The following is a 21,254-nucleotide window of genomic DNA, read 5'->3' as shown; positions in this document are numbered from 1 at the left end:
GAGAACATGCAAGCGACAAACTATCAATTGAAACCAAAAGTGCAGGAATTTTTAGAAGGTGTAAAAGGGTTATATATCGACGGTGAATATGTACAGGCGATTAGTGGTAAAACGTTTTCCGTCGTTAATCCTGCAAATGAAGAGGTCATTGCGGAAGTAAGTGAAGCGCAAGAGGAGGATATTAACGTTGCAGTAGCTGCGGCAAGAAAGGCATTTGATGAGGGTGGATGGACGAAAATGGAAGCGGCCGAACGCTCTCATCTAATCTATAAATTTGCCGATCTCTTAAAAGAGAACCGTGAAGAGCTTGCACAGCTGGAATCATTGGATAATGGGAAACCTTATCAAGTCGCTCTCGCTGATGACGTCGATGGAACCATTCAGCATTTTAGATATTATGCCGGCTGGGCAACGAAACTATTTGGTAAGACAACCCAGATTTCGAAGGATTATGTCACCTATACCGTTCATGAGCCGGTCGGAGTTGTAGGTCAAATTATTCCATGGAATTTCCCGCTTGCCATGGCTGCCTGGAAGCTTGGATCCGCACTTGCTGTCGGCTGTACGGTTGTGATTAAGCCGGCAACTGAAACACCGCTATCTCTTCTATACGTTGGAAAGTTATTTAAAGAAGCTGGTTTTCCAAATGGTGTTGTGAATATTGTGCCAGGAGCAGGAAGAATTGCAGGAGAAGCGATCATCACGCATAAAGATGTTGATAAAGTCGCCTTTACTGGTTCAACGGCTGTCGGAAAAGAAGTCATGAAAAAGGCTGCAGATCAAATGAAAGGTGTTACGCTGGAGCTTGGCGGAAAATCACCAGCCATTATTTTAGAAGATGCCAATCTTGAAGAAGCCATTGAAGGGGCCTTTAACGGAACGATGTACAATCATGGGCAAAACTGTAGCGCTTGTACACGTGTATTTGTACAGCGAAACATTTATAATCGTGTCGTAGAAGCTTTAGCAGAGCGGGCAAACTCCCTGAAGGTTGGGCCAGGTATGGATCCTGAAACAGAAATGGGGCCGCTCGTTTCAGCTAAACAGCAAAAAACCGTTCTTCATTATATTGAACAAGGGAAAAAAGAAGGAGCGCGCCTTGTGGCTGGCGGTGAAAAAGCCTTTGAAAAAGGATATTTTGTCCAGCCGACCATTTTCGCTGATGTAGAAGATCATATGGTGATTGCCCGCGAAGAAATCTTTGGTCCAGTGATGTCCATTTTCGTTTTCGATACGATGGAAGAGGCCATTAAACGGGCAAACGATAGTGACTACGGCTTAGCTGCAAGTGTATGGACAGAAAATATCAAAAAAGCTCACTACATTGCGGGCAAGCTGCAATCAGGTACAGTCTGGATTAATGATTTTGGTCTTGAATGGGAAACCATGCCTTTCGGCGGCTACAAACAATCAGGAATCGGCCGCGAAATGGGAGGAGAGTATGGCCTACAAAACTATACAGAAGTGAAAAGTGTATTTGTTAACATCAAGCAGGATGAATAAGTCTAAGGCATAACGGGACAGGCCCTGTTTCCTATCGGATAGGATCGGGAAGGGGGTCTGTCTCCCTGTATTTTATATTATCTGAATATTACTATTATTGGAAACGGTGTCATTTATTTAAGACATACACGAGGAGGTCTAGGATGGAAGAAATAGTGAATTGGGCGGTATCAAAGGTTTGGAGTCTTGGATTGGTGTTTTTTGCACTTGGAGCTGGATTGTTTTTTTCGATTATTACACGCTTTGTACAAATTAGATATTTTAAGGAAATGATCAAACTTCTTTTTGAAAAGGGAAATCCGGATTCGGGTGTATCTTCTTTCCAGGCATTTTGTATGGCTTTAGCAGGACGTGTCGGTATTGGAAATATTGCCGGTGTAGCCACTGCTATTGCATTCGGCGGTCCTGGAGCTGTTTTTTGGATGTGGGTGATGGCATTATTAGGAGGCGCAAGTGCCTTTATTGAGTCAACACTTGCCCAGGTCTATAAAATCAAGGATGGAAATCAATACCGAGGCGGGACACCTTATTTTATTGAAAAAGGATTAAATCTTAGGTGGTTCGCGGTACTTGTCGCGATCGTTGTTTCCCTTTGCTACGGGATATTAGTTCCAGGCATTCAGTCAAACACCATTGCAGTTGGATTTGAAAATACATTGGGCATCAATAGAAATATTACTGGAATTATCCTAGTCGCTTTACTTGGAATCATTATTTTTGGAGGGGTAAAGCGAATCGGTTCTGTGGCGGAAAAGGTAGTTCCTTTTATGGCATTAGGATATGTGATTGTTACCTTTGTCCTTCTAATTGCGAATGCTTCAGAAGTTCCAGGGATGCTGTGGCTGATTATCACAAGTGCGTTTGGGGCAAATGAGATGTTTGGCGGAATTGTCGGTGCAGCTATTGCTTGGGGAGTTAAGAGAGCGGTGTTCTCTAACGTTGCCGGTGTAGGTGAAGGAACCTACAGTTCAGCCGCAGCAGAAGTTTCCCATCCGGCAAAGCAAGGTCTTGTCCAAGGATTTTCAGTCTATATTGACACGCTTATTGTTTGTACAGCAACAGCTCTAATGATTCTAATTTCAGGTATGTACAGCGTTACGCCAGAAAAACAGCAGCCGATTGTTGACCACATCCCGGGCGTTGAAGCCGGTCCAATGTGGACGCAGGCAGCAGTTGAAAGTGTGATACCTGGATTCGGCGGATTATTCGTTGCGATTGCGATCTTCTTCTTTGCCTTTACAACCCTGATGGCCTATTACTATATCTCTGAAACTACCCTTGTCTACCTTGATCGAAATAAAAAGTTTAAATGGGTGAAAACTTCTTTACTCGTTATTTTCCTAGGAATGATTTATTTTGGAAGTGTGAAGGACGCATCCCTATTATGGGCGCTCGGTGACTTAGGATTTGGAAGCATGGCATGGCTTAACCTAGTAGCGATTCTATTCTTATCGAGAACAGCATTAAAAGTATTTAAAGACTATGAAGCACAGAAGAAAGCCGGCCTAGACCCAGTCTTTGATCCTGTTAAACTCGGCATTAAAGGTGCTGATTTCTGGGAGGAGAAAGTGAAAGAAAGTGCTTCAAAAAATAAGGAAAATGTGGGCTGATCCACTAAAGAAGGACAGGTTAATTCGTTAATTCCTGTCCTTTTTTTATTGAATTTCATTTCTATTTACCTATCTAGACCCCTACTCAGCTAAAGTTCAATGTGGTAAAGCGTGAAATTGCGATCTGTCTACTAAAATCGTTTTCTTCCAATCATCACCCTAGCGCAGAGCTTTTCATTTTTTTATTGGATGCAATACGCTCAAGGTTTTTAGTGAAAATGAATCCAATCCCGCTTATTGGATGCAATACGCCCAAGATTTTAAGTGAAAATGAATCCAATCCCCCCTATTGGATGCAATACGGTTAAGGTTTTAAGTGAAAATGCATCCAATCCGGCCTATTAGATGCAATACGGTTAAGGTTTTTAGCGAAAATGAATCCAATCCGGCTTATTGGGTGCATTCCCGCCAAGGTTTTAGTCGCAAATGAATCCAATCCCGCCTATTGGCTCTCTAAAAAAGGTATAAAATTACACTATTTAAAAGCGGCTTACGAGGATGAACGCTGTTAATAACAATATTAATTACGAAAATAGCTTAAAAATTTTCTCCAATCTATTAAAACGGTACCAGGCACGACCCGATATTTGTCGGAAAAAGCGTGTGTGGGTGTGTAGGTCCATGCGCTGCCATTTTAATTCAATAGTTACAATGAAGGGTTTAGTTCCGCGACTTTAAGAGCAGCGGGGCTGGACCCTGTTTTTTTGATTAAAACCATTTCTACTTGGATGTTTGAGTAAAATTTAAGCCTTAACGTCGATGCAGAAGAGGAAGGGCATTTTTAATTGTTCCTGGCGCATGATCTGTATTTGCTGCTTAGTGTGATTAGGGGAGACGATGCCCTTCTTCATAATGGCGGACGGTACGAGTTGAATAAAGGCACACATCTCATCCTTCCCGTTGGATTCGGTGCGTTTGAATAAAACGCTAAATCGCAAGTGATTTTATCAGATAACGTTCTATAAATTCAGCTAATCCATCATTTTCGTGATGTCCCGTAACAAAATCAGCAGCTGTTTTAACCTCGTCGCTAGCGTTCCCCATTGCGACACCCATACCGGCATGACGAAGCATCTCTATGTCATTGGGTCCGTCTCCAATGGCTGCGACTTCATTTGGACTCATTCGAAGTTCGGTAAGTAAGGTTTTTATACCAGACCATTTGGAAACATTAGGAGCAAGCAGCTCAAACCCATCATTCCAATCAATGACTGCTGCTTCCTTGTTAAACAAGGCAGAAATTTTCGGACTTGGTATACCTGTTCGGACACTATATTTAAGTACATCTTGATAATTTGCCTGTCTTAAATCTCCAATATACCGCGGCGGAGTTTGCCCCACATTTGTCCAATAATCTATTTCTTCATTCGTTTCCTTACAATAAAGCCCATGTGCTGTATGGACCATAACATTACAAGGACTTTCAGCAGTAAGATGGTGAAAACGTTCTTCGTTCAATTGGACGGTTTTCATTTGCAAAACTCTTCCTGTATCCGCCGCGTGAATAGCGGAACCATTCAAACAGATCATCGGAGTTTGCAATCCCATTTCTTTATGGTAGGGAGCCGTTACTTCATAGTGTCGTCCAGTAGCTAGAAAAACCATGATTCCCTGATTCATGAGCCTATTAATGGCTTCCCTATTTCGGTGGGAAATGGTGTTTGAGGCTTTTAGTAGTGTCCCATCCATATCAATAAATATTGCACGCACATTCATTTATTCTGCCTCCTCATTCGTTGCTAAAGCAATCATATCACCTGAAGATTAAAGCCTTGTAAACGGAGTGTATAGATTAAATGAAGTTTATTAAGAAGCAGGTGAACAACAAATAGAAAACTCCTTTCTACATTCTGGCTTTTGTTAAAACAAAGTAATCTGTTCAAATGTAAATGTATTTTATGTTTTTATATAAGTTTACTTTACTTTTATAAAAACTGAGTTTATAATTTAATTCAAGAGGTGGTTATCATGAAGAAAGATTTTGGTGATTCGATATCAAATAAGGTTTATGAATATCGTGTACTTGCCAGAATGTCTCAGCAAGAATTAGCAGAGAAAGTCGGGGTTTCCAAACAAACCATTTTCGTAATGGAAAAAGGAAATTATGTTCCGACTCTGCTGTTGGCTTTTCGAATTGCTGAATTTTTTAATGTTGATGTAAACGAAGTTTTTACTTATGTGAAAGGAAATGATTAAAATGGAAAATAAGTCTATTTCAGATATCCCTAACGCCATTATTAACCCTTTAAAGTCCTGGGCTGAACAATCTTCGGGAAATTGGAACATGCTTATTGGTATCGGCATGGTATTGCTTTTAGTCGGAGCGATTCTGACATACGTATTTCGAAAGAAAATGGGTCAGGCGGACGAAAGAACAAATCAAATATCTTTAAAAAGTGCCCTTATTATGTTATGTGGAGTCATTTTGTGCGACGTGATTTTCCCGAAAGAATATATGTGGCAAATTTTCTTCTTATTTAAATATTCTCTTGCATTCTTCGCTTCAGGAATCTATCTAGCCGTTCGATATAAAAAAGATTTTTTAAACTAAAGAACTAAGATAGAAGGAAAAGAAGATTTAGAAAGAGCAATTCAGCTGCAAAATGGAACGGGGACAAGAAGAATCATCGATCAAGAATATCAACTTTTCCCCCTGGCCCCTTTTTTTCAGGTAACAAAGGAATTCCTCGAAAAATGTAGAAAGCAATACATAGCTTATTCGGAGAAAAGGGGATTCTTATGGAATTAGTCACGATGAAACAAAACCTCAAACAATCTTTGTTGTCGCTTCCATATCGGGTGAAATTAATTTTGATCTTTTCACTGCTGATCTTAGTTACCTCGACTCTTCTTGGAAGTATTACCTATTATCAATTTGCAAAATCCAGTCAAGAACGCACGTAGGAGTTTCATGGAAATTTAAGCACAAACCCCGATGTAGAAGCAGGCTACGTAGAGACATTGGAGTCAGTCCCACTCGGCTAAAGCTTAAAGCAGTAGATTGCGGTCCCTGGCACGCTCTGATATTCATCGAATATGCGTGGGTAGGGTCCATAAGCTACCATTTTAATTCAATAGTTACAATTAAGGGTTTAGTTCAGCGGACTTAAGGGCAGCGGGACTGAATCCTGTTTTTTGATAATAACCGTTCCAACTTCGACGTTTTGGTGATTTTTTAGCCTTAGCGTTGAAGTAAAGCCAGTCTACTTGGATGTTGGAGTGAATTTTAAGCCCGAATGTCGAAGTAGAGCCAGTATACTTGGAAGTTGGAGTAAATTTTAAGCCCGAATGTCGAAGTAGAGCCGGTCTACTTGGAAGTTGGAGTGAATTTTAAGCCAGAATGTCGAAGTAGAGCCGGTCTACTTGGAAGTTGGAGTGAATTTTAAGCCCGAATGTCGAAGTAGAGCTGGTCTACTTGGATGTTGGAGTGAATTTTAAGCCCGAATGTCGAAGTAAAGCCGGTCTACTTGGAAGTTGGAGTGAATTTTAAGCCCGAATGTCGAAGTAGAGCCGGTCTACTTGGAAGTTGGAGTGAATTTTAAGCCCGAATGTCGAAGTAAAGCCAGTCTACTTGGATGTTGGAGTGAATTTTAAGCCCGAATGTCGAAGTAGAGCCAGTATACTTGGAAGTTGGAGTGAATTTTAAGCCCGAATGTCGAAGTAGAGCCAGTCTACTTGGATGTTGGAGTGAATTTTAAGCCCGAATGTCGAAGTAAAGCCGGTCTACTTGGAAGTTGGAGTGAATTTTAAGCCCGAATGTCGAAGTAGAGCCAGTCTACTTGGATGTTGGAGAGAAATTTAAGCCCGAATGTCGAAGTAGAGCCAGTCTACTTGGATGTTAGAGTGAATTTTAAGCCCGAATGTCGAAGTAGAGCCAGTCTACTTGGATGTTGGAGAAAAATTTAAGCCTTAACGTCGAAGTAGAATGTCTACATAGGGGTTTCATGAAAATTTAAGCACAAACCCCGATATAGAAGCAGTCTACGTAGAGACATTGGAGTCAGCCAACTATATTGGGATAGGCTTGACCAATTTCATCAATTATTTCAATCCCGATCCCATTCTCATTGGAGGAAAACTCCCAGAGAAATATGAAAAAATGATTGGAATATCAGCCACGATCGCGAGGAATCGCGCAATCGAAGTATTTCAAAAAGACCTGACCATCATCCCAGGCAAACTGATAGAAAAATCATCCCTAATGGACGCCGCCGCCCTCATACTAGCGGATATATTCCGAAAATAGGAGCGGTACCAGGGTGCCAGGAGGACGGTTTAAGGGTTCACTTTAGAGGTGTGCAAACAAGTTATCGCATAGGAAAACGCACGTGGATTTTCAGGTCAAATTCACAGTGCGTTTTCTTTTTTTACTGTTTCTTTATTGGTCCTGTTTATTTTAGATATATACAGTTTTTTTCTGTTATCTAATCCAGCATAAAAAACCTCTGAACAATCTTTGATATTTTGTTTATTAAGTTCAGAAGTTAGCCATTCTTTATCTAATCCAGTACTTGTTAAGTTTTCCTCCATTATCGTTCCATCAATGATTATATCCTTTTCAAGACCTGAACTTGTTGTTTGAATGTTCATATCAGAAGGAGTAAGTGGTTTTTTATCTGATTTGGGTAATACTGATAAATTACCATCCGTTTCCATTATAGCGAATTCTACGTCCGCAACATTGAAGGCATTTTTTTCTCTTAATTTCATCTTTAATTCATTTATGGTCCATTTTATTTTCTTCATATTTTCATCCACAATGGCTCCATTTTCAACTAAAGTAACCGGTTCAGAATTGATCAGCTTCCTTAATGTGAGGTTTTTTAAGCTTAAATATCCAGTAAATAGAGTCAAAATGGTAAATAATATTAAGGTAGTAATAGCTGAAAATGTTGCAAATTGCTTATCAATAACAGCATTTGCGACTATCGAACCCATTGAAACACCCATAATAAAATCAAAAAAATTCATTTGCGAAATAAGTTTTGTGCCTATTTTTCGGGTTAAGAATAATGCTAACACGTATAATCCAATACCTTTAAGTATTGTAATGAAAAAAACATTTCCCATATAGGTCTACCTCTTTTATACCTTATTATCTAGCTATAGATAGTAGTATTAGAAGGAGATTAATGGGGTATTCATTTATTTTTTAACCGATATTTTATTTTACATTATTTAAAAATGGTACCTCTGGCACGCCCTTTATCCCAGCAAAAATGAAATGATATCTTTATTCATACTTTCAAGTGATTTTGGCATATCCTTACGGATTGAATTCAAGGTGAAATAACTAGTGTCTACTTTATCCTGAAATAGATGATAGTTTATCAGGCTTATGTCACTTCCTAGTTTCCTTAAAACTTGTTCATAAATAGGATCATCATCACCCGCTCTGCAAAAATGTCCTTCAGTTTAATTTCACATTCAATTTTAAAATTCCCATAATCCGATTCGGAAATTGGTGTAGCTGTAATATAAAATGACCTCGGTTCAAAACGAGGTCATTTGTTCGAATATATGATTTTTATACCATAGTATATCCGCCATCGATAGATATAATAGATCCTGTTGTAAATGACGAAGCTTCGGAAGCAAGCAATACGATTGCTCCGCCTAGTTCATGCGGCAAGCCCACTCTTTTCATTGGAACTAGATCCACAACAAAGGAAAGCGGACCGTCATTTTCAAACATAGGCTTCGTCATATCTGTTTGCATGAACCCTGGGGCAATCGCATTTACCCTTATATTATCTCCAACCCATTCTTGGGCAAGGCTTTTGGTTAACATGATTACAGCACCCTTAGACGCATTATATGCACTCTGTGGATAGGTAAGCGAGATGATTCCAGCCTTCGAAGCCATGTTGATAATGGAACCGCCGCCGTTATCCCTCATAGTAGGATAGACATATTTGGATACTAAAAACATGGCATTAATATTAATATCAAATGTCTTTTTCCAATCTTCTAACGACATATTTTCAGATTCAATTCTTTGGCATATTCCGGCATTATTTACTAGAATATTAATCTGTTTATATTTTTCAATAATAGTAGCTATAGCGTCTTTTACTTCATATTCGTTCGTAATATCCGCTTTTAAGGCAAAATGATCACCACTTCTTGAAAGCTCTTCTATCGCCTTTTTCGCTTCTACTTCATCAATATCTATAATAACAACATTTGCACCAGCATCAGAGAGCGCTTTTGATATACTCTTTCCTAATCCTTTTGCACCGCCAGTTACTAATGCTGTTTTTCCATCTAATTTAAAACTATCTAAAATATTCAAGATTTGCACCACCTTAAGAAATCAGGATTAATGTAATTCTTTTCCGCCAGCTATTGTATAAGTGGTTCCTGTGATAAAGTTAGATTTGTCGCTTGAAAGAAAAGCGATTAATTCTGCTATTTCAATTGGATCAGCCATTCTTCCTAGCGGTACAAAGGAAGTAAGGTAATTTTGATACTCCTCTGGTGTCATTCCTTCTACTGGCCCTCTATTATTGAACACGTTTTGCATCATATCCGTATTGGTATAGGCAGGACAGATAGCGTTTACATTTATGTTATATTGAGCTAGTTCTAATGCTAATGTTTGAGAGATCATATTAACCGCTGCTTTTGAAGTACAGTAAAGTCCATTAGCATATTCAGCTGTTTTTGATGCAATGGAAGAGATATTTACTATTTTACCGCTATTTTGTTGGATCATTTGCTTAGCAACTGATTGGCAGGTTAAGAAGGTCCCTTTAGCATTTACACCCATAATTTGATCCCACATTTCTTCTTCAGCATCTACAAGTAAGGATGTTGAGATAATCCCTGCGCAATTTACTAAAATATCTATTCTTCCAAATTCCTCAACAGCCTGTTGAACGGCTTTGTCAATATCTACTTTATTCGTCACGTTTACTTCACTGATGATGGCTCTTCTGCCTAGAGCTTCAACCTCTTCAGCTGTTTCTTTTAAATTTGAAAAGTTTAGATCACAGGCAACAATATCGGCACCATATTTAGCTAGCAGCAGAGCGGCTGTTTTTCCTATTCCTCTCCCTGCTCCGGTGATAAAGGCAATTTTCCCTTCGAAATTCATTTTGTTCTTCCTCCTTTACTATTCATAATAATGAAAATTTAACCAATATTTAGAATACAGATATATAATGGCATACAACGGGAATAATTTCAAGGTTGTGAAAAATATTTCGAATTATTTTCCTGAATATTTGTAATGGTGAAATTATTTTCTGAATTTTATTGGAAAGTATAGACAAAATGAAATTAAGGTGTTTTAATGATAACCATAGAGAAAATTTTCAATTGACTGAAAATAATTTCAAAGTCGTCTTAGAGTGAGGAAATAGAATGCAAAATAATACCGAGTTAGTAACAAAAGTCGCTTATATGTATTACATTGACAATCTTCCACAGAGTAAAATTGCTTCATTATTGAATATTTCAAATTCCACGGTATCTAGGCTGATACAGACGGCAAGAGATCGTGGGATTGTCAAAATTGAAATACAGACATTGAATACAAGGTGCTATTCTCTAGAGAAACCTTTAAAAGAGAAATTCCATATTGAGGAAGCAATAGTGGTTCCATCCTATTCGGCTATCGAGGAGAATATTTTGAAGGTATTGGGCGAAGCCGGAATGAATTATCTTAAACAAAATATTCAGGAAGGAATGACCGTTGCATTTTCAATGGGTAAAACTTTAAGTGAAGTTGCAAACTGCTTAGAAGTGGAAGAAAAGGTTGATTGTAATATTGTTCCAATTACTGGAGGGTTAGGGCAGGTTAAGTCTGAATTGCACTCCAATGATATTTGTAGAAGAATTGCAGATAAATTTGGAGGTACTGCTTATCCCTTATATGCCCCTGCTATCGTTGGAAATGAAGAATTAAAAAATGCCATTATAACGGACCCGATGATTCAGAGTGTTTTTAAGATGGGGTTAAATGCAGACATCACCGTTGTGGGTGTCGGAAATGTCACCGATTCAACGTTTATTGATCTTGGAATCATCAGTAAGGAAGAAGCGAAAATAATGGAAAATGACGGGGTAATAGGAGATATTGGCTCTTGGTTCTTTGATAAAAAGGGAAATATCTTAAATTTGGATATCCATAAAAGGGTAGTTGGACCTGATTTTAGTAAGTTAAGTGAGCAATCAAAAGTGGTTCTGATTTCTGGGACAAACGAAAAAAAGGAAGTAATTAAAGCAGCATTACAAGGGAATTGGGTAGATGTTTTAATCACATGTGAGAATGTCGCTCAGTACCTACTGGAATAATTCCAGTTGTTAAATATGAAAGCGATGCCAAACTGGAGGGGAAGACAATGAAAGAAATTGTAATGGGAATTGATGCTGGTACAGAGGGAGTTAGAGTAGGATTATTTGATTTACAAGGAAATGAGATTACGTTTGCCTCGACTGAATACAAAACCTATCATCCTCACCCAGGCTGGGCTGAACAGGATCCCAGGGACTGGTGGAGCGCTTTAGCTAAAAGTTCAAGAAAAGCCTTGGCAGATTCCGGAATTGATAAGAAACAAATCATTGGGGTCAGTTATGATGCAACTTGCTGCAGTGTCATTGCGTGTAAGGATGATGGAACGCCTATAAGAAATCCACTGATATGGATGGATATACGTGCTAATAAACAAGCAAAGTTTATTGCAGAAACGAAGCACCCTATCTTAAAAATGAGCGGATACGACACAGTTTCAGCTGAATGGATGCCATGTAAGGCCCTTTGGCTGAAACAAAATGAACCTGAAAACTATGATAAGGCTGATAAAATTGTGGAGTTTGTTGATTGGTATACGTATATGCTGACTGGTAGTTGGACAGTCAGTACTTGTAATGCTACTACGAGGTGGTATTACAATCGGGATGAAGGTGGATGGCCGTATGACTTTTACGAAGGAATTGGTCTAGGTGATATTTTTGGAAAATTCCCAAAACATATTTTAGATCTAGGTGAATTTGTCGGCGGGTTAACAAAAGCAGCAGCTGACGACTTAGGTTTAGAACCGGGAACCCCAGTTGCGCAAGGTGGGGCAGATGCGTTTGTCGGGCTCATCGGATTAGGGGTTGTTGAATCTGGAAAGTTAGGGTTAATTACTGGCTCATCACATTTGTTAATGGGTTTAACGGAGCAAAACTTTAACGGAAAAGGAATATTTGGCGGCTTCCCAGATGCAGTAATTAAGGGCTTGAAAATGGTTGAAGGCGGGCAAATTTCTACAGGATCCGTTATCAAATGGTTTATAAATAATTTCTGCCAGGACCTTGTCCAGAAGAGTCAAGAACTGAATCAGAACGTATTCGATTTTTTAACTCCGGAGGCAAGTAAATTACCGCCGGGTTCAGATGGGTTGTTAGTTTTAGAGTATTGGCAGGGGAACAGAACCCCCTATGTTGATCCGGATGTAAGAGGATTGATGTATGGTTTTTCACTAAATCATCGCAGGGAACATATTTACCGGGCATTAATGGAAGGAATCGCATTTGGAACAGACTTGGTTATTAATAGCTTTAAGAAAAACGGTTTTAACGCGACTGAATTGTACGTTGCCGGTGGTGCATCAAACAGTGATTTGTTCTTACAAATTCACGCAGATGTTAGTAATCTGCCAATTTATGTACCAAAAGTGACACAGGCACCAAGTTTAGGTTCTGCTATTTTGGCAAGTGTTGCTGCAAAGAGATATTCGAGTATACCGGAGGCAGTTAGTCACATGGTTCATTATAAGAAGAAAGTAGAGCCAAATTTTGAAAATCATCTTAAATATAAACAAATATCCCAAAGGTATAATGAAGCCTACCCAATTCTTCAGCCTTGGATGAAGGGGATTACAGAAACCGTTCAAATTTAAGGAAAGGGAGATGAGTGTATGGTGTTAATCTCACCCTCAATTTTAGATGGAAATCACATGAATCTTCAAAATGATATCTTAGCTATCGCGAAAGGAGGTGGGGATTCGATCCATGTGGATATAATGGATGGTCATTATGTTAAGAATCTCACATTCGGTCCCAAAACAGTAGAACATCTGAGGAAAATTACTGACTTGCCGATCGATGTCCATTTTGAAATGTATAAGCAAGAGGAATATATTGACTGCTTTATTGATGCAGGGGCGAATTTAATCACACTTCAATTTGAAAGTCTCGTACATCCATTGCGAGCCATTGAGAAAGTAAAGAATAGAGGTTGTTCCGTTTCATTAGCTTTTGCGCCCATGACCAGTTTGGATTCAGTAAAATATTTTATCCATGAACTTGATCAAATTAACTTAATGTCAGTTGAACCTGGTTTTGGCGGCCAAAAGTTTAGAACAGAAGTATTTAATAAAATAACGTTTATCCAAAACATTATTCAGAGTGAACAACTTAACACCATTATTTCAGTTGATGGAGGGGTTAATGAAATAAATATTAATAGATTAATAGAGTTAGGGGTTGGAAATTTAATCATTGGAAGCAGGATATTCAAAAACCAAGAAATCGAAAAGAATATTCAAAGTTTGAGACAATTAGTCACATATAAGGGGGAAAAAGTATGAAAAAGCCAAAGCTTTGGGCAGTTGTGATGATGTTATTAACGTTCCTATTTATTGTTGGATGTTCGGCTGATACTACGCAGTCTTCGAATTCTGAATCTTCAGGTAAAGGTAAAAATGAGTCAGCCTCAAAAGAAACTTCCTCTAAAGGCAGCGAAGGGAAGGAAGAGTTAGAAATTGCTTGGGTTCACATGAATTCAGCTGCACAATCTGAACAAAGAGCAAAAAAGGGATTTGAAGATTTCGTTAAGAAAAGCGGATATAAGTGGAACTTGAGTGTTGTTGATAGTAAAGGATCTGGTCAAAATCTAGCATCAAATATTGAGGACGCGGTTCAAAGAAAAGTCGACGCAATCATCATTTCAATGGCTGATCTGCGTGCAGCAAAAGCTTCTATTGCAGAAGCAGAGAAAGCTGGCATTCCTGTCTTTTCGGTCGACTCAGGCTGGACACCAGGTATTGTTGTAGATGTAACGAGTAATAACTACGTGATGTCGTCTAAAGTCTCGAGTTATTTAGTAGATAGATTAGGTGGAGAAGGAAATATTGTTGCCTTTAAGATGGCTGAACACCATGGAGTTCGAAAAAGAGGAGAAGTATTAGATACGATTGTAAAGGAAAACCCAGGTATTAAGGTGCTTGAGGAACATAATATTGATTACACAAATTTTTATGAAGATACACTAAAAACAATGGAAGATTATATCGCTAGATACGGAGATAAAATTGACGCTGTATGGACTGGCTGGGATGAGCCTGCAATGGCTGCTGCAGCTGCTATTCAAGCAGCAGGAATTAGTAAGGATAAGATTTTTGTCACTGGAATTGACGGTCATCCGCCTGCAATTGATGAAATGAAAAAGGGGTCTCCAATTGCGGCAACAGTAGCCCAAGGATTTGAGGTTATGGGAGAAAAAATAGCGGGGTATATCTATAGTATTAGAACAGAAGGAAAACCTATCGATCAAGTAATAAATTCAACCACTGTTTATGTTGATACACCTTTAATAACGGATAAGAACTTACCTGAAGATGGAGTAGAACCATATAAAGCCAAAGATTTCTATAGCTCAAATTAAGTTAAATAAAGAGGGAGATATGTCCGTATCTCCCTCGCAAGAGAGTGAGGTTTGACGATTGGAGGAAATACTGTCTGTTGAGGGAGTAAACAAACATTTCGCAAAGGTTAAAGCATTGAATAATATCCAATTTAGCCTAAATAGAGGGGAAATCCATGCTTTAGTTGGTCATAATGGCGCGGGCAAATCTACTTTTGTCAAAGTTTTAACAGGAGCCTATACTCCTGATGCCGGTGTGATTAAATTGGAAAACAAAGAAGTTTCTTTTCGCGGCATCCAAGATTCCATTGATAAAGGGATCGGGATTGTCACCCAAGAGGGGAGTTTAATCCCAAGTTTTAATGCAATTGAAAATATATTTCTAGGGCAAGAAGAAAGTAAAATTGGTCTTATTAATAGAAGGAAATTGGTGAAAAAAGCAAAACATTTGATGGAGACGTTAGGAATTGATCTGGATTTAAATAAAGAAGTCAAAGATTTGAACCCGGCACAACGAAAGCTCATTGAGGTTTTAAAAATATTGAATATTCATCCGAGCATATTAATATTAGATGAACCTACAGCCGCCTTATCAGAAAATGAACGAAACAAGTTGTTTTCTGTTATGAGAAAGTTAAAAAATGATGGTATTACTATTATTTTTATTACTCATTATTTAGACGAAGTTTTTGAAATGTCAGACCGTATCACCGTCTTAAGAAATGGTACACATGCTGGAACAAGAATAACGTCGCAATCATCGAATGATGAGATCATTAAACTGATGATTGACAAAGACCACCATAGCGAGTATCCAGAAAAGACTCATGGGCTGGGGGAGGTCCTATTCGAGGCAAAAAGTGTTTCTGACGGTCAGAAGCTAACCGATGTGACTATTTCAGTTAAGCGAGGGGAAATAGTCGGTATTTTTGGTACAGTCGGGTCTGGAAGGACTGAACTGGCTGAATGCATTTTTGGTGCTAGAGATAGGAAAAGTGGAAAAGTATTCATAGAAGGAAAAGAGATTAAAAATAGAAAATCAGTGCCTAAATCGATCGAAAATGGGCTTGTTTTAATCCCTGACGATCGATTGAAAAAAAGCTTAATTTTAGACGAACCGGTTAAACGAAATATCTCACTTCCATTTTTGGGTGAAATGTCATTATTCTCTTGGGTACAGGTTAAAAAAGAAGAAAAAATTTCTCAAATGATGGTGAATGACCTTAATATTAAAACTCCGTCCATTCATGAAAAGGTAAAAAATTTAAGCGGCGGTAATAAACAAAAAGTTTCCTTCGGAAAATGGATTGTCTCGGAAGATAAAAAGCCAAAGGTATTTATATTTGATGAGCCTACTGAAGGTGTAGACGTTGGAGCAAGGGCTGAGATGTATAAAATTATGGTGGATTTAGCAAAACAAGGTGCCGGAATCATATTAATATCCTCAGATATTTCCGAGATAAAGGGGCTATCAGACCGAATATATATTATGAAAGAAGGATCTATCGTGGACGAAATCCAATTAGATGAGGTCACTAATGAAAGACTCATTCAAAGCTCTTTAGGAGTCTAACAGAGGGGGATTAACATGCAAAGTATATCAGTTGTAAGAAATGAAAAGAAGGCATTGGATACAAGCTATCTAGTATCCCATTATGCTACTATTGCGACGTTGCTCATACTATTTATTGTATTTTCAATATTCGTAGATAAATTCTTTGAATTAAATAATATCATGAACATTGCGCGTCAGGTTTCTACTTTAGCCATTGTGGCATTTGGTTTAACAATTACGATGGCAGCAGGTGATTTTGACTTATCGGTTGGAAGTATTGCAAGTTTGTCCGGAGTAGTTGTAGCAGGGCTTCTTGCCAATGGGTCGGGAATGCTTGCAGCTATTTTAGCCGCTCTAGCAGTTGGTGCCGGAATTGGACTTTTAAATGGAGTGGTATCGACAAAAGTTGGTATCCCTTCTATGATTGTGACCCTTGGGGTATCTTCTATTGCTATAGGTGTCAATTTTATGTATACGGGAGGAAGAGCCGTTTACGGTGGACTGCCCATTTCATTTACCGCATTGGGTAGAGGGGCCTTATTCGGAATTCCTTCACCCATTTTCATTATGCTGATTCTCGGTATTGTCGTATTTATTTTCTTAAACTATACAAAGCCTGGACGATATATTTATGCTACTGGCGGTAATGCGACAGCGGCGAGGCTTTCAGGTATCAAAACCTTAAAATACAGAACAATTGGGTTAATGTTTAGTGGGCTTGGTGCCGGAATTGCGGGAATTGTTTTGGCTGCTAGATTAGGAAGCGGCCAGCCGACTGCAGGATCGTCCTTTCTATTAGATGGTTTAGCCGCAGTATTTATTGGAATGACGACAATTAGAATTGGCCAGCCTAATATTATTGGAACGTTTGTTGGTGTGCTACTAATTGGTCTACTTAACAATGGTTTAAACCTATTAGGTTTACCCTTCTACATTCAAGATATTGCCAAAGGTTTAATCATGGTCATAGCAGTAGCGTTTGCCGCAAGTAAAAATGAATTAAAGTTTTTCTCTTCTTAAATCTACTCATAAGAAAACCACCCCGCCGTAGGAAGCATAAGGGTGGTTAAAAAAATATTAAATAAACAACTTTTCCCTTAACGGGTTCTGTTGTCAGGAGAAGTGTTCGCAGCACTTCTCCTTTTTATTATATATGAAAGGGAACGGTTTTGTTTTAAAATTACTGCAATTTATATAGCAAATGCGTTTGGTGAATGGAAGAGCAGCGGGGCTGAATCCTATTTTTCCCCTCGGCTGCTTTCGTCATTGCATCCACATCATGTACAACTTCAATCGTTTATTCTTTTAATCTTTCGAGCTCGGTGAATACGGCTTCATAGTCTTCTTTCTTGTCTGCCTTAAAGGAGGTGTTTAGGTAGCTGATGGTACCGTCTTTTTTTACAACGAAGACAGAACGGATTGCTACTTCGCCTTTTTCGTTCAATACTTTATAGCTTTTTATTGTTTCTTTATGCCAGTCAGATAATAAAGGATAAGGCAATGTTCCCATACTCGCTGCAAAAACACGGTGTGAGTGAATATGATCCGCACTGATACATAGTACTTCTGCGTCTGATTGTTCAAATCTTTTGTAGTCCTCTTTCCAAGAGGCGATTTCTTTAATTCAGCCGGGGGTAAAATCCATTCCATAAAAGGCAACCACAACGTTCTTTTTCCCTTTATAATCAGCGAGTGAAATCTTTTCCTTCGTTGTTGCGTCCAGCGAAAAGCCCGGAGCCATATCCCCAACCTTCAAAGAAGCTTCCAAGTAGATTCCTCCTTACATCAAAAATTTCGAACCTTATTATTTTGTCCATCTTTCCTTTAAATAAGACGATAAAAAGGAGGCTGATCCGTATAAAAAACCGCCCCATTCGCTTCATTCTAAGGAAGCAAACGGGGCGGTTCCTTATAGGATTTGCTTCCGTTCATAGTTTGGTAGATGGGGGATTGTGACTTATTCAACATGAATTTTTAGGGACAGTTTTCAACAATCCTTTTAGGAATTTGGGAGGAGAACTTGAGGCTTGGTGCGGGGTGAGCCAATTTTCAAACAAACATTTAATTAATTGCGGAATGACGTGGAATGGATAGAAATATGTAAGTTTAAGTGAAACTAGTCATATATTACATATTGGTGGGATATTATCTGCAAATTCCCCCGGCAATTCTCAACAAATTACGTATATGAATTGCTGGAGAAATTCATATTTACCAATACTTTGCCACTGTTTCAAACAAATGTTTGAATAGTATATCCTATAGGGGATTTCCTCGAAAGGATGTCGATTCATGGAAAAAGGGTTCGAATCTACTCCAATCCTTAATTTTATGACATCTTTCATCAAACTTTTTAACGATCAGGCATGAGAAAGGTGTATGTATCAAGGGCTGCAGCGATTTTAAATAAACGTTTGTTTGATAAGGAGATTTAAGGAAAAAGGTCGAGGTATGTCTAATGGTGGAAGGGATGAAGGTCGTTCCAATATAAAAATCTTATCTTTCTTGCAAAAAAACAGCTTCACCAAGGAAGCTGTTTTACATTTATTAGATGGTTTGTTTCAAAAGTTCTTTATCATTTTCGGTCATGTATTTAAGTCTAGATTGTAAGTCAGCTAAATCCTTCGCATCAATTTCTTTAATTCCTTCAAAAATTGAAATGGTGATAAAAGTACAAATTGAAAAAATAGTGATTACAGCAAACCAAGCAACAAACATTTTAGTAACCCCCTTGATTTAAAACTTACAGTTATTTTAATTGATTTTTTTGAAATTCTATGTGATATATGTCACTAAAAAGGGGCTTAAATTTATACTTTTTTCCAAATCATGCGTCTTACAGCTGTGTACCAATCAATTGGAAAATTTGATGAAATCGATCCTCTATGTGAAATTCCTAGTGTTTTAGTTGGAGTTATATATATATTATACAAAGTTCGACTGCTGGCACCATTTTTCCTCAACCTTTCTATAGAATAAGTCATATTTTGGTGGCGACCAATATAATATGTATGGAAGGCAAAATGATACTAGGAGGCTCCAATATGGATTTAACTCACGGTTCTAATGGTGAAAATATGAGCTTTATTGATTATGGTGTAAGCATTGACCAGTTTTTAAAAGTCCTAAAATCTATACAGCCTATCTCGTTGAGCCCAGATTATATCCCAGCAAGCGATGGTCTACCATATGCAGCCGATGAGAAGGAATTTCTGGATAAATTATCACTCATACTTATCCCCGAAAGCATGGATGTGCTCGCGCCATGGATTGCTGTTGGAATGCAAAGAACAGTAGGGGCAATAAGACATCAAATAGAGAATCGACATGGTAACAAAGGTGAATGGTTTTTCAAAAATACTTGAATAAGAATACTGAATTTTGGGTTCGGATTTCTCCATCATTTTCAAGCATTCGAAGGGGAAAGTTCAGGAGTGGAAAGGAATGGCAATCAATTCAAACAAACGTTTAACTTATAGCGAAAATATGAGGAATTGATTGAATCTTGTAAGTAGACATGAAACTAGTCATATATTACCTATTTGTGGGTTATGTTCTGTAAATTTCCCTGGCAATTCTCGACAAGCTACTTATATGAATTGCTAGGGAAATTCATATTTACCAATCCATTGCTGCTGTTTCAAACAAATGTTTGAATAGTATATCATATAGGGAAATTCATCGAACGGATGTCGATTCGTGATATTAGCGGTTCGAATCTACTTCGTGCCTTATTTTTGTGACATCATTCGGCATTATTTTTATCAAACGCGCAAGAGAAATGAGTATTTTTCAAGGGTTGCAGCGGTTTTAATTAAACGTTTGTTTGATAGGAGAATTTGTGGAAAAGGGTCAGTGGGTGTCAGATGTCGGATTAGAAGAAGGCTGTGTTAATAGAATATCCCTAACCGAGTTCAAAAGAAGGAATTTTATTATTTGGAAGGGAATTGGTATGTAAGAGCTTATTCATTCCTTAGGGGGGATATTGATGGAGTGTAAAACGGTAGAGAAAATTTTTAGGGTTGTAGGAATAAGAGGCAGTGGGGCTTATGCTAATTTTGATACCGATGTTCCAAACCTTGCCCGAAAATTCCTCATTCGTTTAGATGAAATCGAAAATTGCGCAGGCACGGAAGTTGCCCTTTTTGAACCTAAAAGGGATGCTAATCATTTGGAAGGCCATTATTATGTAGGATTACTCGTTAAGGAGGCCCTAATAGAGGTTCCAGCTGGGATGGAGTATATTGAAACTGCTCAAAACTACATCACGACAAGGGGGAAAATGAATAATATCGCTACCTTACATAGCACTTTATTAAATTGGGCAGAGGAACAGGGTTATAAAAGGGATCTTAAATCTCATATTGTTGAAACCTATCATCCAATGGAAAATGGCGAGGAAGAAGTTGAGATTTATTTACCTATTTATATTTAAAATCCCATAATTTTGACAACAAATACCTAACTGAATGTAGCTTTCTTAAACTAAAGGGGACTTCGGTTCCATTCAAGAGTTGAACATATTTTATGAGGGGGATAGAATATATGACCAAACCACTCTTAAGGGGGATGGAAGGAGTTTTTATTCCGGTTAAAGATCCCGAAATGTCTGCGAAATGGTATGAGGAAATACTGGGATTCAAACTTATTTACATTGAAGAAGAGGCTGCTGTAATGAAGATTGAAGAGCATTCTCAAACCGTAGTATGTCTTGTTAGAACAGTCAATCATCAACCAATGAAGTTTCCAAATAATAATTTTGGAGTAGGGAAATATTATAATTTTATTCCAGACAAAATAGAAGAAACCTACAAAATTCTGCTTGAAAAGAATGTAAAAGTAAATGCAATGGGTGGAGAAGGAACCACTAGATTTTTTACATTTTACGACCCGGACGATAACCCTCTAGGAGTTTGCCAATAGCATTTTTATACAAGTTTATGTACAAACC

The 21,254-nt window shown here is 38.3% G+C and carries 21 protein-coding genes; 15 read left to right on the top strand and 6 right to left on the bottom strand.

Annotation, left to right across the window (positions count from 1 at the left end; all coding sequences use genetic code 11):
* Positions 1–6 precede the first annotated feature (6 nt).
* The 3 genes from FAY30_RS23635 (at position 7) to FAY30_RS23625 (ending at position 4,036) form a co-directional block, all read left to right on the top strand.
* Entirely contained in the window at positions 7–1,503 is a 1,497-nt protein-coding gene (locus tag FAY30_RS23635; RefSeq protein ID WP_149872142.1) for an aldehyde dehydrogenase family protein, read from the top strand.
* A 143-nt stretch (positions 1,504–1,646) separates the two neighbouring features.
* Positions 1,647–3,113: an alanine/glycine:cation symporter family protein gene (locus tag FAY30_RS23630; protein ID WP_149872141.1), complete on the top strand. Its 1,467-nt coding sequence runs from the start codon at positions 1,647–1,649 to the stop codon at positions 3,111–3,113.
* 785 nt (positions 3,114–3,898) lie between these two features.
* On the top strand, positions 3,899–4,036 hold the full coding sequence (locus FAY30_RS23625) for a hypothetical protein (protein ID WP_190284747.1): 138 nt from the start codon (positions 3,899–3,901) through the stop codon (positions 4,034–4,036).
* Positions 4,037–4,040: 4 nt separating this feature from the next.
* On the opposite strand, the gene FAY30_RS23620 is transcribed toward FAY30_RS23625, so the two are convergent.
* Positions 4,041–4,829 carry an HAD family hydrolase gene (locus FAY30_RS23620; RefSeq protein ID WP_149872140.1) on the bottom strand — a complete coding sequence of 263 codons (789 nt, stop codon included), beginning with the start codon at positions 4,827–4,829 and terminating at the stop codon, positions 4,041–4,043.
* Positions 4,830–5,081: 252 nt separating this feature from the next.
* Here FAY30_RS23620 and FAY30_RS23615 point away from each other — a divergent pair, with 252 nt between their 5' ends.
* The 3 genes from FAY30_RS23615 (at position 5,082) to FAY30_RS27350 (ending at position 6,017) form a co-directional block, all read left to right on the top strand.
* The gene (locus tag FAY30_RS23615; protein ID WP_149872139.1) at positions 5,082–5,309 is read left to right on the top strand and encodes a helix-turn-helix transcriptional regulator; all 228 of its coding nucleotides are present in this window, start codon (positions 5,082–5,084) and stop codon (positions 5,307–5,309) included.
* A 1-nt stretch (position 5,310) separates the two neighbouring features.
* Positions 5,311–5,664, top strand: coding sequence for a DUF2178 domain-containing protein (locus FAY30_RS23610; RefSeq protein ID WP_149872843.1), 354 nt, complete (start codon positions 5,311–5,313; stop codon positions 5,662–5,664).
* Positions 5,665–5,852: 188 nt separating this feature from the next.
* Positions 5,853–6,017, top strand: coding sequence for a hypothetical protein (locus FAY30_RS27350; RefSeq protein ID WP_190284746.1), 165 nt, complete (start codon positions 5,853–5,855; stop codon positions 6,015–6,017).
* A gap of 1,443 nt (positions 6,018–7,460) precedes the next feature.
* Here FAY30_RS27350 and FAY30_RS23600 read toward each other — a convergent pair.
* The 3 genes from FAY30_RS23600 to FAY30_RS23590 all read right to left on the bottom strand — a co-directional run bounded on the left by FAY30_RS23600 (position 7,461) and on the right by FAY30_RS23590 (position 10,212).
* Positions 7,461–8,183 carry a DUF421 domain-containing protein gene (locus FAY30_RS23600; RefSeq protein ID WP_149872138.1) on the bottom strand — a complete coding sequence of 241 codons (723 nt, stop codon included), beginning with the start codon at positions 8,181–8,183 and terminating at the stop codon, positions 7,461–7,463.
* Positions 8,184–8,640: 457 nt separating this feature from the next.
* Positions 8,641–9,417: an SDR family NAD(P)-dependent oxidoreductase gene (locus FAY30_RS23595; RefSeq protein WP_223821029.1), complete on the bottom strand. Its 777-nt coding sequence runs from the start codon at positions 9,415–9,417 to the stop codon at positions 8,641–8,643.
* Positions 9,418–9,435: 18 nt separating this feature from the next.
* Positions 9,436–10,212: an SDR family NAD(P)-dependent oxidoreductase gene (locus tag FAY30_RS23590; protein WP_149872136.1), complete on the bottom strand. Its 777-nt coding sequence runs from the start codon at positions 10,210–10,212 to the stop codon at positions 9,436–9,438.
* Positions 10,213–10,481: 269 nt separating this feature from the next.
* Here FAY30_RS23590 and FAY30_RS23585 point away from each other — a divergent pair, with 269 nt between their 5' ends.
* The 6 genes from FAY30_RS23585 to FAY30_RS23560 are packed head-to-tail and all read left to right on the top strand — an operon-like array spanning position 10,482 to position 17,323.
* Entirely contained in the window at positions 10,482–11,414 is a 933-nt protein-coding gene (locus FAY30_RS23585) for a sugar-binding transcriptional regulator (RefSeq protein ID WP_149872135.1), read from the top strand.
* A 47-nt stretch (positions 11,415–11,461) separates the two neighbouring features.
* Positions 11,462–13,003 (top strand): FGGY-family carbohydrate kinase, encoded by a 1,542-nt coding sequence (locus FAY30_RS23580; RefSeq protein ID WP_149872134.1) that lies wholly within the window; start codon positions 11,462–11,464, stop codon positions 13,001–13,003.
* Between the two features lie 18 nt (positions 13,004–13,021).
* Positions 13,022–13,693, top strand: coding sequence for a ribulose-phosphate 3-epimerase (gene rpe, locus FAY30_RS23575; protein WP_149872133.1), 672 nt, complete (start codon positions 13,022–13,024; stop codon positions 13,691–13,693).
* Entirely contained in the window at positions 13,690–14,769 is a 1,080-nt protein-coding gene (locus FAY30_RS23570) for a sugar ABC transporter substrate-binding protein (RefSeq protein ID WP_149872132.1), read from the top strand. Before rpe ends, FAY30_RS23570 begins: the two co-directional genes overlap by 4 nt.
* Before the next feature lie 58 nt (positions 14,770–14,827).
* A complete protein-coding gene (locus FAY30_RS23565; RefSeq protein WP_149872131.1) occupies positions 14,828–16,321 on the top strand; it encodes a sugar ABC transporter ATP-binding protein in 1,494 nt (497 codons plus the stop codon).
* Between the two features lie 15 nt (positions 16,322–16,336).
* Positions 16,337–17,323, top strand: a complete 987-nt coding sequence (locus FAY30_RS23560; RefSeq protein WP_149872130.1) for an ABC transporter permease — start codon at positions 16,337–16,339, stop codon at positions 17,321–17,323.
* A gap of 277 nt (positions 17,324–17,600) precedes the next feature.
* Here FAY30_RS23560 and FAY30_RS23555 read toward each other — a convergent pair whose 3' ends face one another.
* Both FAY30_RS23555 and FAY30_RS27345 read right to left on the bottom strand, forming a co-directional pair.
* Positions 17,601–18,044, bottom strand: a complete 444-nt coding sequence (locus FAY30_RS23555) for a redoxin domain-containing protein (protein ID WP_223821028.1) — start codon at positions 18,042–18,044, stop codon at positions 17,601–17,603.
* A gap of 806 nt (positions 18,045–18,850) precedes the next feature.
* Positions 18,851–19,021 (bottom strand): hypothetical protein, encoded by a 171-nt coding sequence (locus FAY30_RS27345; protein WP_190284743.1) that lies wholly within the window; start codon positions 19,019–19,021, stop codon positions 18,851–18,853.
* 326 nt (positions 19,022–19,347) lie between these two features.
* On the opposite strand from FAY30_RS27345, the gene FAY30_RS23545 reads away from it, so the two are divergent.
* The 3 genes from FAY30_RS23545 to FAY30_RS23535 all read left to right on the top strand — a co-directional run bounded on the left by FAY30_RS23545 (position 19,348) and on the right by FAY30_RS23535 (position 21,226).
* Positions 19,348–19,668 (top strand): hypothetical protein, encoded by a 321-nt coding sequence (locus FAY30_RS23545; RefSeq protein ID WP_149872127.1) that lies wholly within the window; start codon positions 19,348–19,350, stop codon positions 19,666–19,668.
* Positions 19,669–20,291: 623 nt separating this feature from the next.
* Positions 20,292–20,738: a GyrI-like domain-containing protein gene (locus FAY30_RS23540; RefSeq protein WP_149872126.1), complete on the top strand. Its 447-nt coding sequence runs from the start codon at positions 20,292–20,294 to the stop codon at positions 20,736–20,738.
* A gap of 110 nt (positions 20,739–20,848) precedes the next feature.
* Entirely contained in the window at positions 20,849–21,226 is a 378-nt protein-coding gene (locus tag FAY30_RS23535) for a VOC family protein (protein WP_149872125.1), read from the top strand.
* Positions 21,227–21,254: the final 28 nt, after the last annotated feature.

It is taken from the genome of Bacillus sp. S3, assembly GCF_005154805.1.
Taxonomy (GTDB): domain Bacteria; phylum Bacillota; class Bacilli; order Bacillales; family Cytobacillaceae; genus Neobacillus.
Note: the sequence above shows the minus strand (reverse complement) of the source record. Positions and strands in the feature narration are given on the sequence as shown.

Bases quoted from the DNA above. Each gene is read 5' to 3' on its own strand.
- FAY30_RS23615 (WP_149872139.1), top strand. From the start codon at position 5,082: ATGAAGAAAGATTTTGGTGATTCGATATCAAATAAGGTTTATGAATAT.
- rpe (WP_149872133.1), top strand. From the start codon at position 13,022: ATGGTGTTAATCTCACCCTCAATTTTAGATGGAAATCACATGAATCTT.
- FAY30_RS23630 (WP_149872141.1), top strand. From the start codon at position 1,647: ATGGAAGAAATAGTGAATTGGGCGGTATCAAAGGTTTGGAGTCTTGGA.
- FAY30_RS23610 (WP_149872843.1), top strand. From the start codon at position 5,311: ATGGAAAATAAGTCTATTTCAGATATCCCTAACGCCATTATTAACCCT.
- FAY30_RS23585 (WP_149872135.1), top strand. From the start codon at position 10,482: ATGCAAAATAATACCGAGTTAGTAACAAAAGTCGCTTATATGTATTAC.
- FAY30_RS23570 (WP_149872132.1), top strand. From the start codon at position 13,690: ATGAAAAAGCCAAAGCTTTGGGCAGTTGTGATGATGTTATTAACGTTC.
- FAY30_RS23620 (WP_149872140.1), bottom strand. From the start codon at position 4,829: ATGAATGTGCGTGCAATATTTATTGATATGGATGGGACACTACTAAAA.
- FAY30_RS23590 (WP_149872136.1), bottom strand. From the start codon at position 10,212: ATGAATTTCGAAGGGAAAATTGCCTTTATCACCGGAGCAGGGAGAGGA.
- FAY30_RS23540 (WP_149872126.1), top strand. From the start codon at position 20,292: ATGGAGTGTAAAACGGTAGAGAAAATTTTTAGGGTTGTAGGAATAAGA.
- FAY30_RS23600 (WP_149872138.1), bottom strand. From the start codon at position 8,183: ATGGGAAATGTTTTTTTCATTACAATACTTAAAGGTATTGGATTATAC.
- FAY30_RS23535 (WP_149872125.1), top strand. From the start codon at position 20,849: ATGACCAAACCACTCTTAAGGGGGATGGAAGGAGTTTTTATTCCGGTT.
- FAY30_RS27345 (WP_190284743.1), bottom strand. From the start codon at position 19,021: ATGTTTGTTGCTTGGTTTGCTGTAATCACTATTTTTTCAATTTGTACT.
- FAY30_RS23545 (WP_149872127.1), top strand. From the start codon at position 19,348: ATGGATTTAACTCACGGTTCTAATGGTGAAAATATGAGCTTTATTGAT.
- FAY30_RS27350 (WP_190284746.1), top strand. From the start codon at position 5,853: ATGGAATTAGTCACGATGAAACAAAACCTCAAACAATCTTTGTTGTCG.
- FAY30_RS23560 (WP_149872130.1), top strand. From the start codon at position 16,337: ATGCAAAGTATATCAGTTGTAAGAAATGAAAAGAAGGCATTGGATACA.
- FAY30_RS23635 (WP_149872142.1), top strand. From the start codon at position 7: ATGCAAGCGACAAACTATCAATTGAAACCAAAAGTGCAGGAATTTTTA.
- FAY30_RS23580 (WP_149872134.1), top strand. From the start codon at position 11,462: ATGAAAGAAATTGTAATGGGAATTGATGCTGGTACAGAGGGAGTTAGA.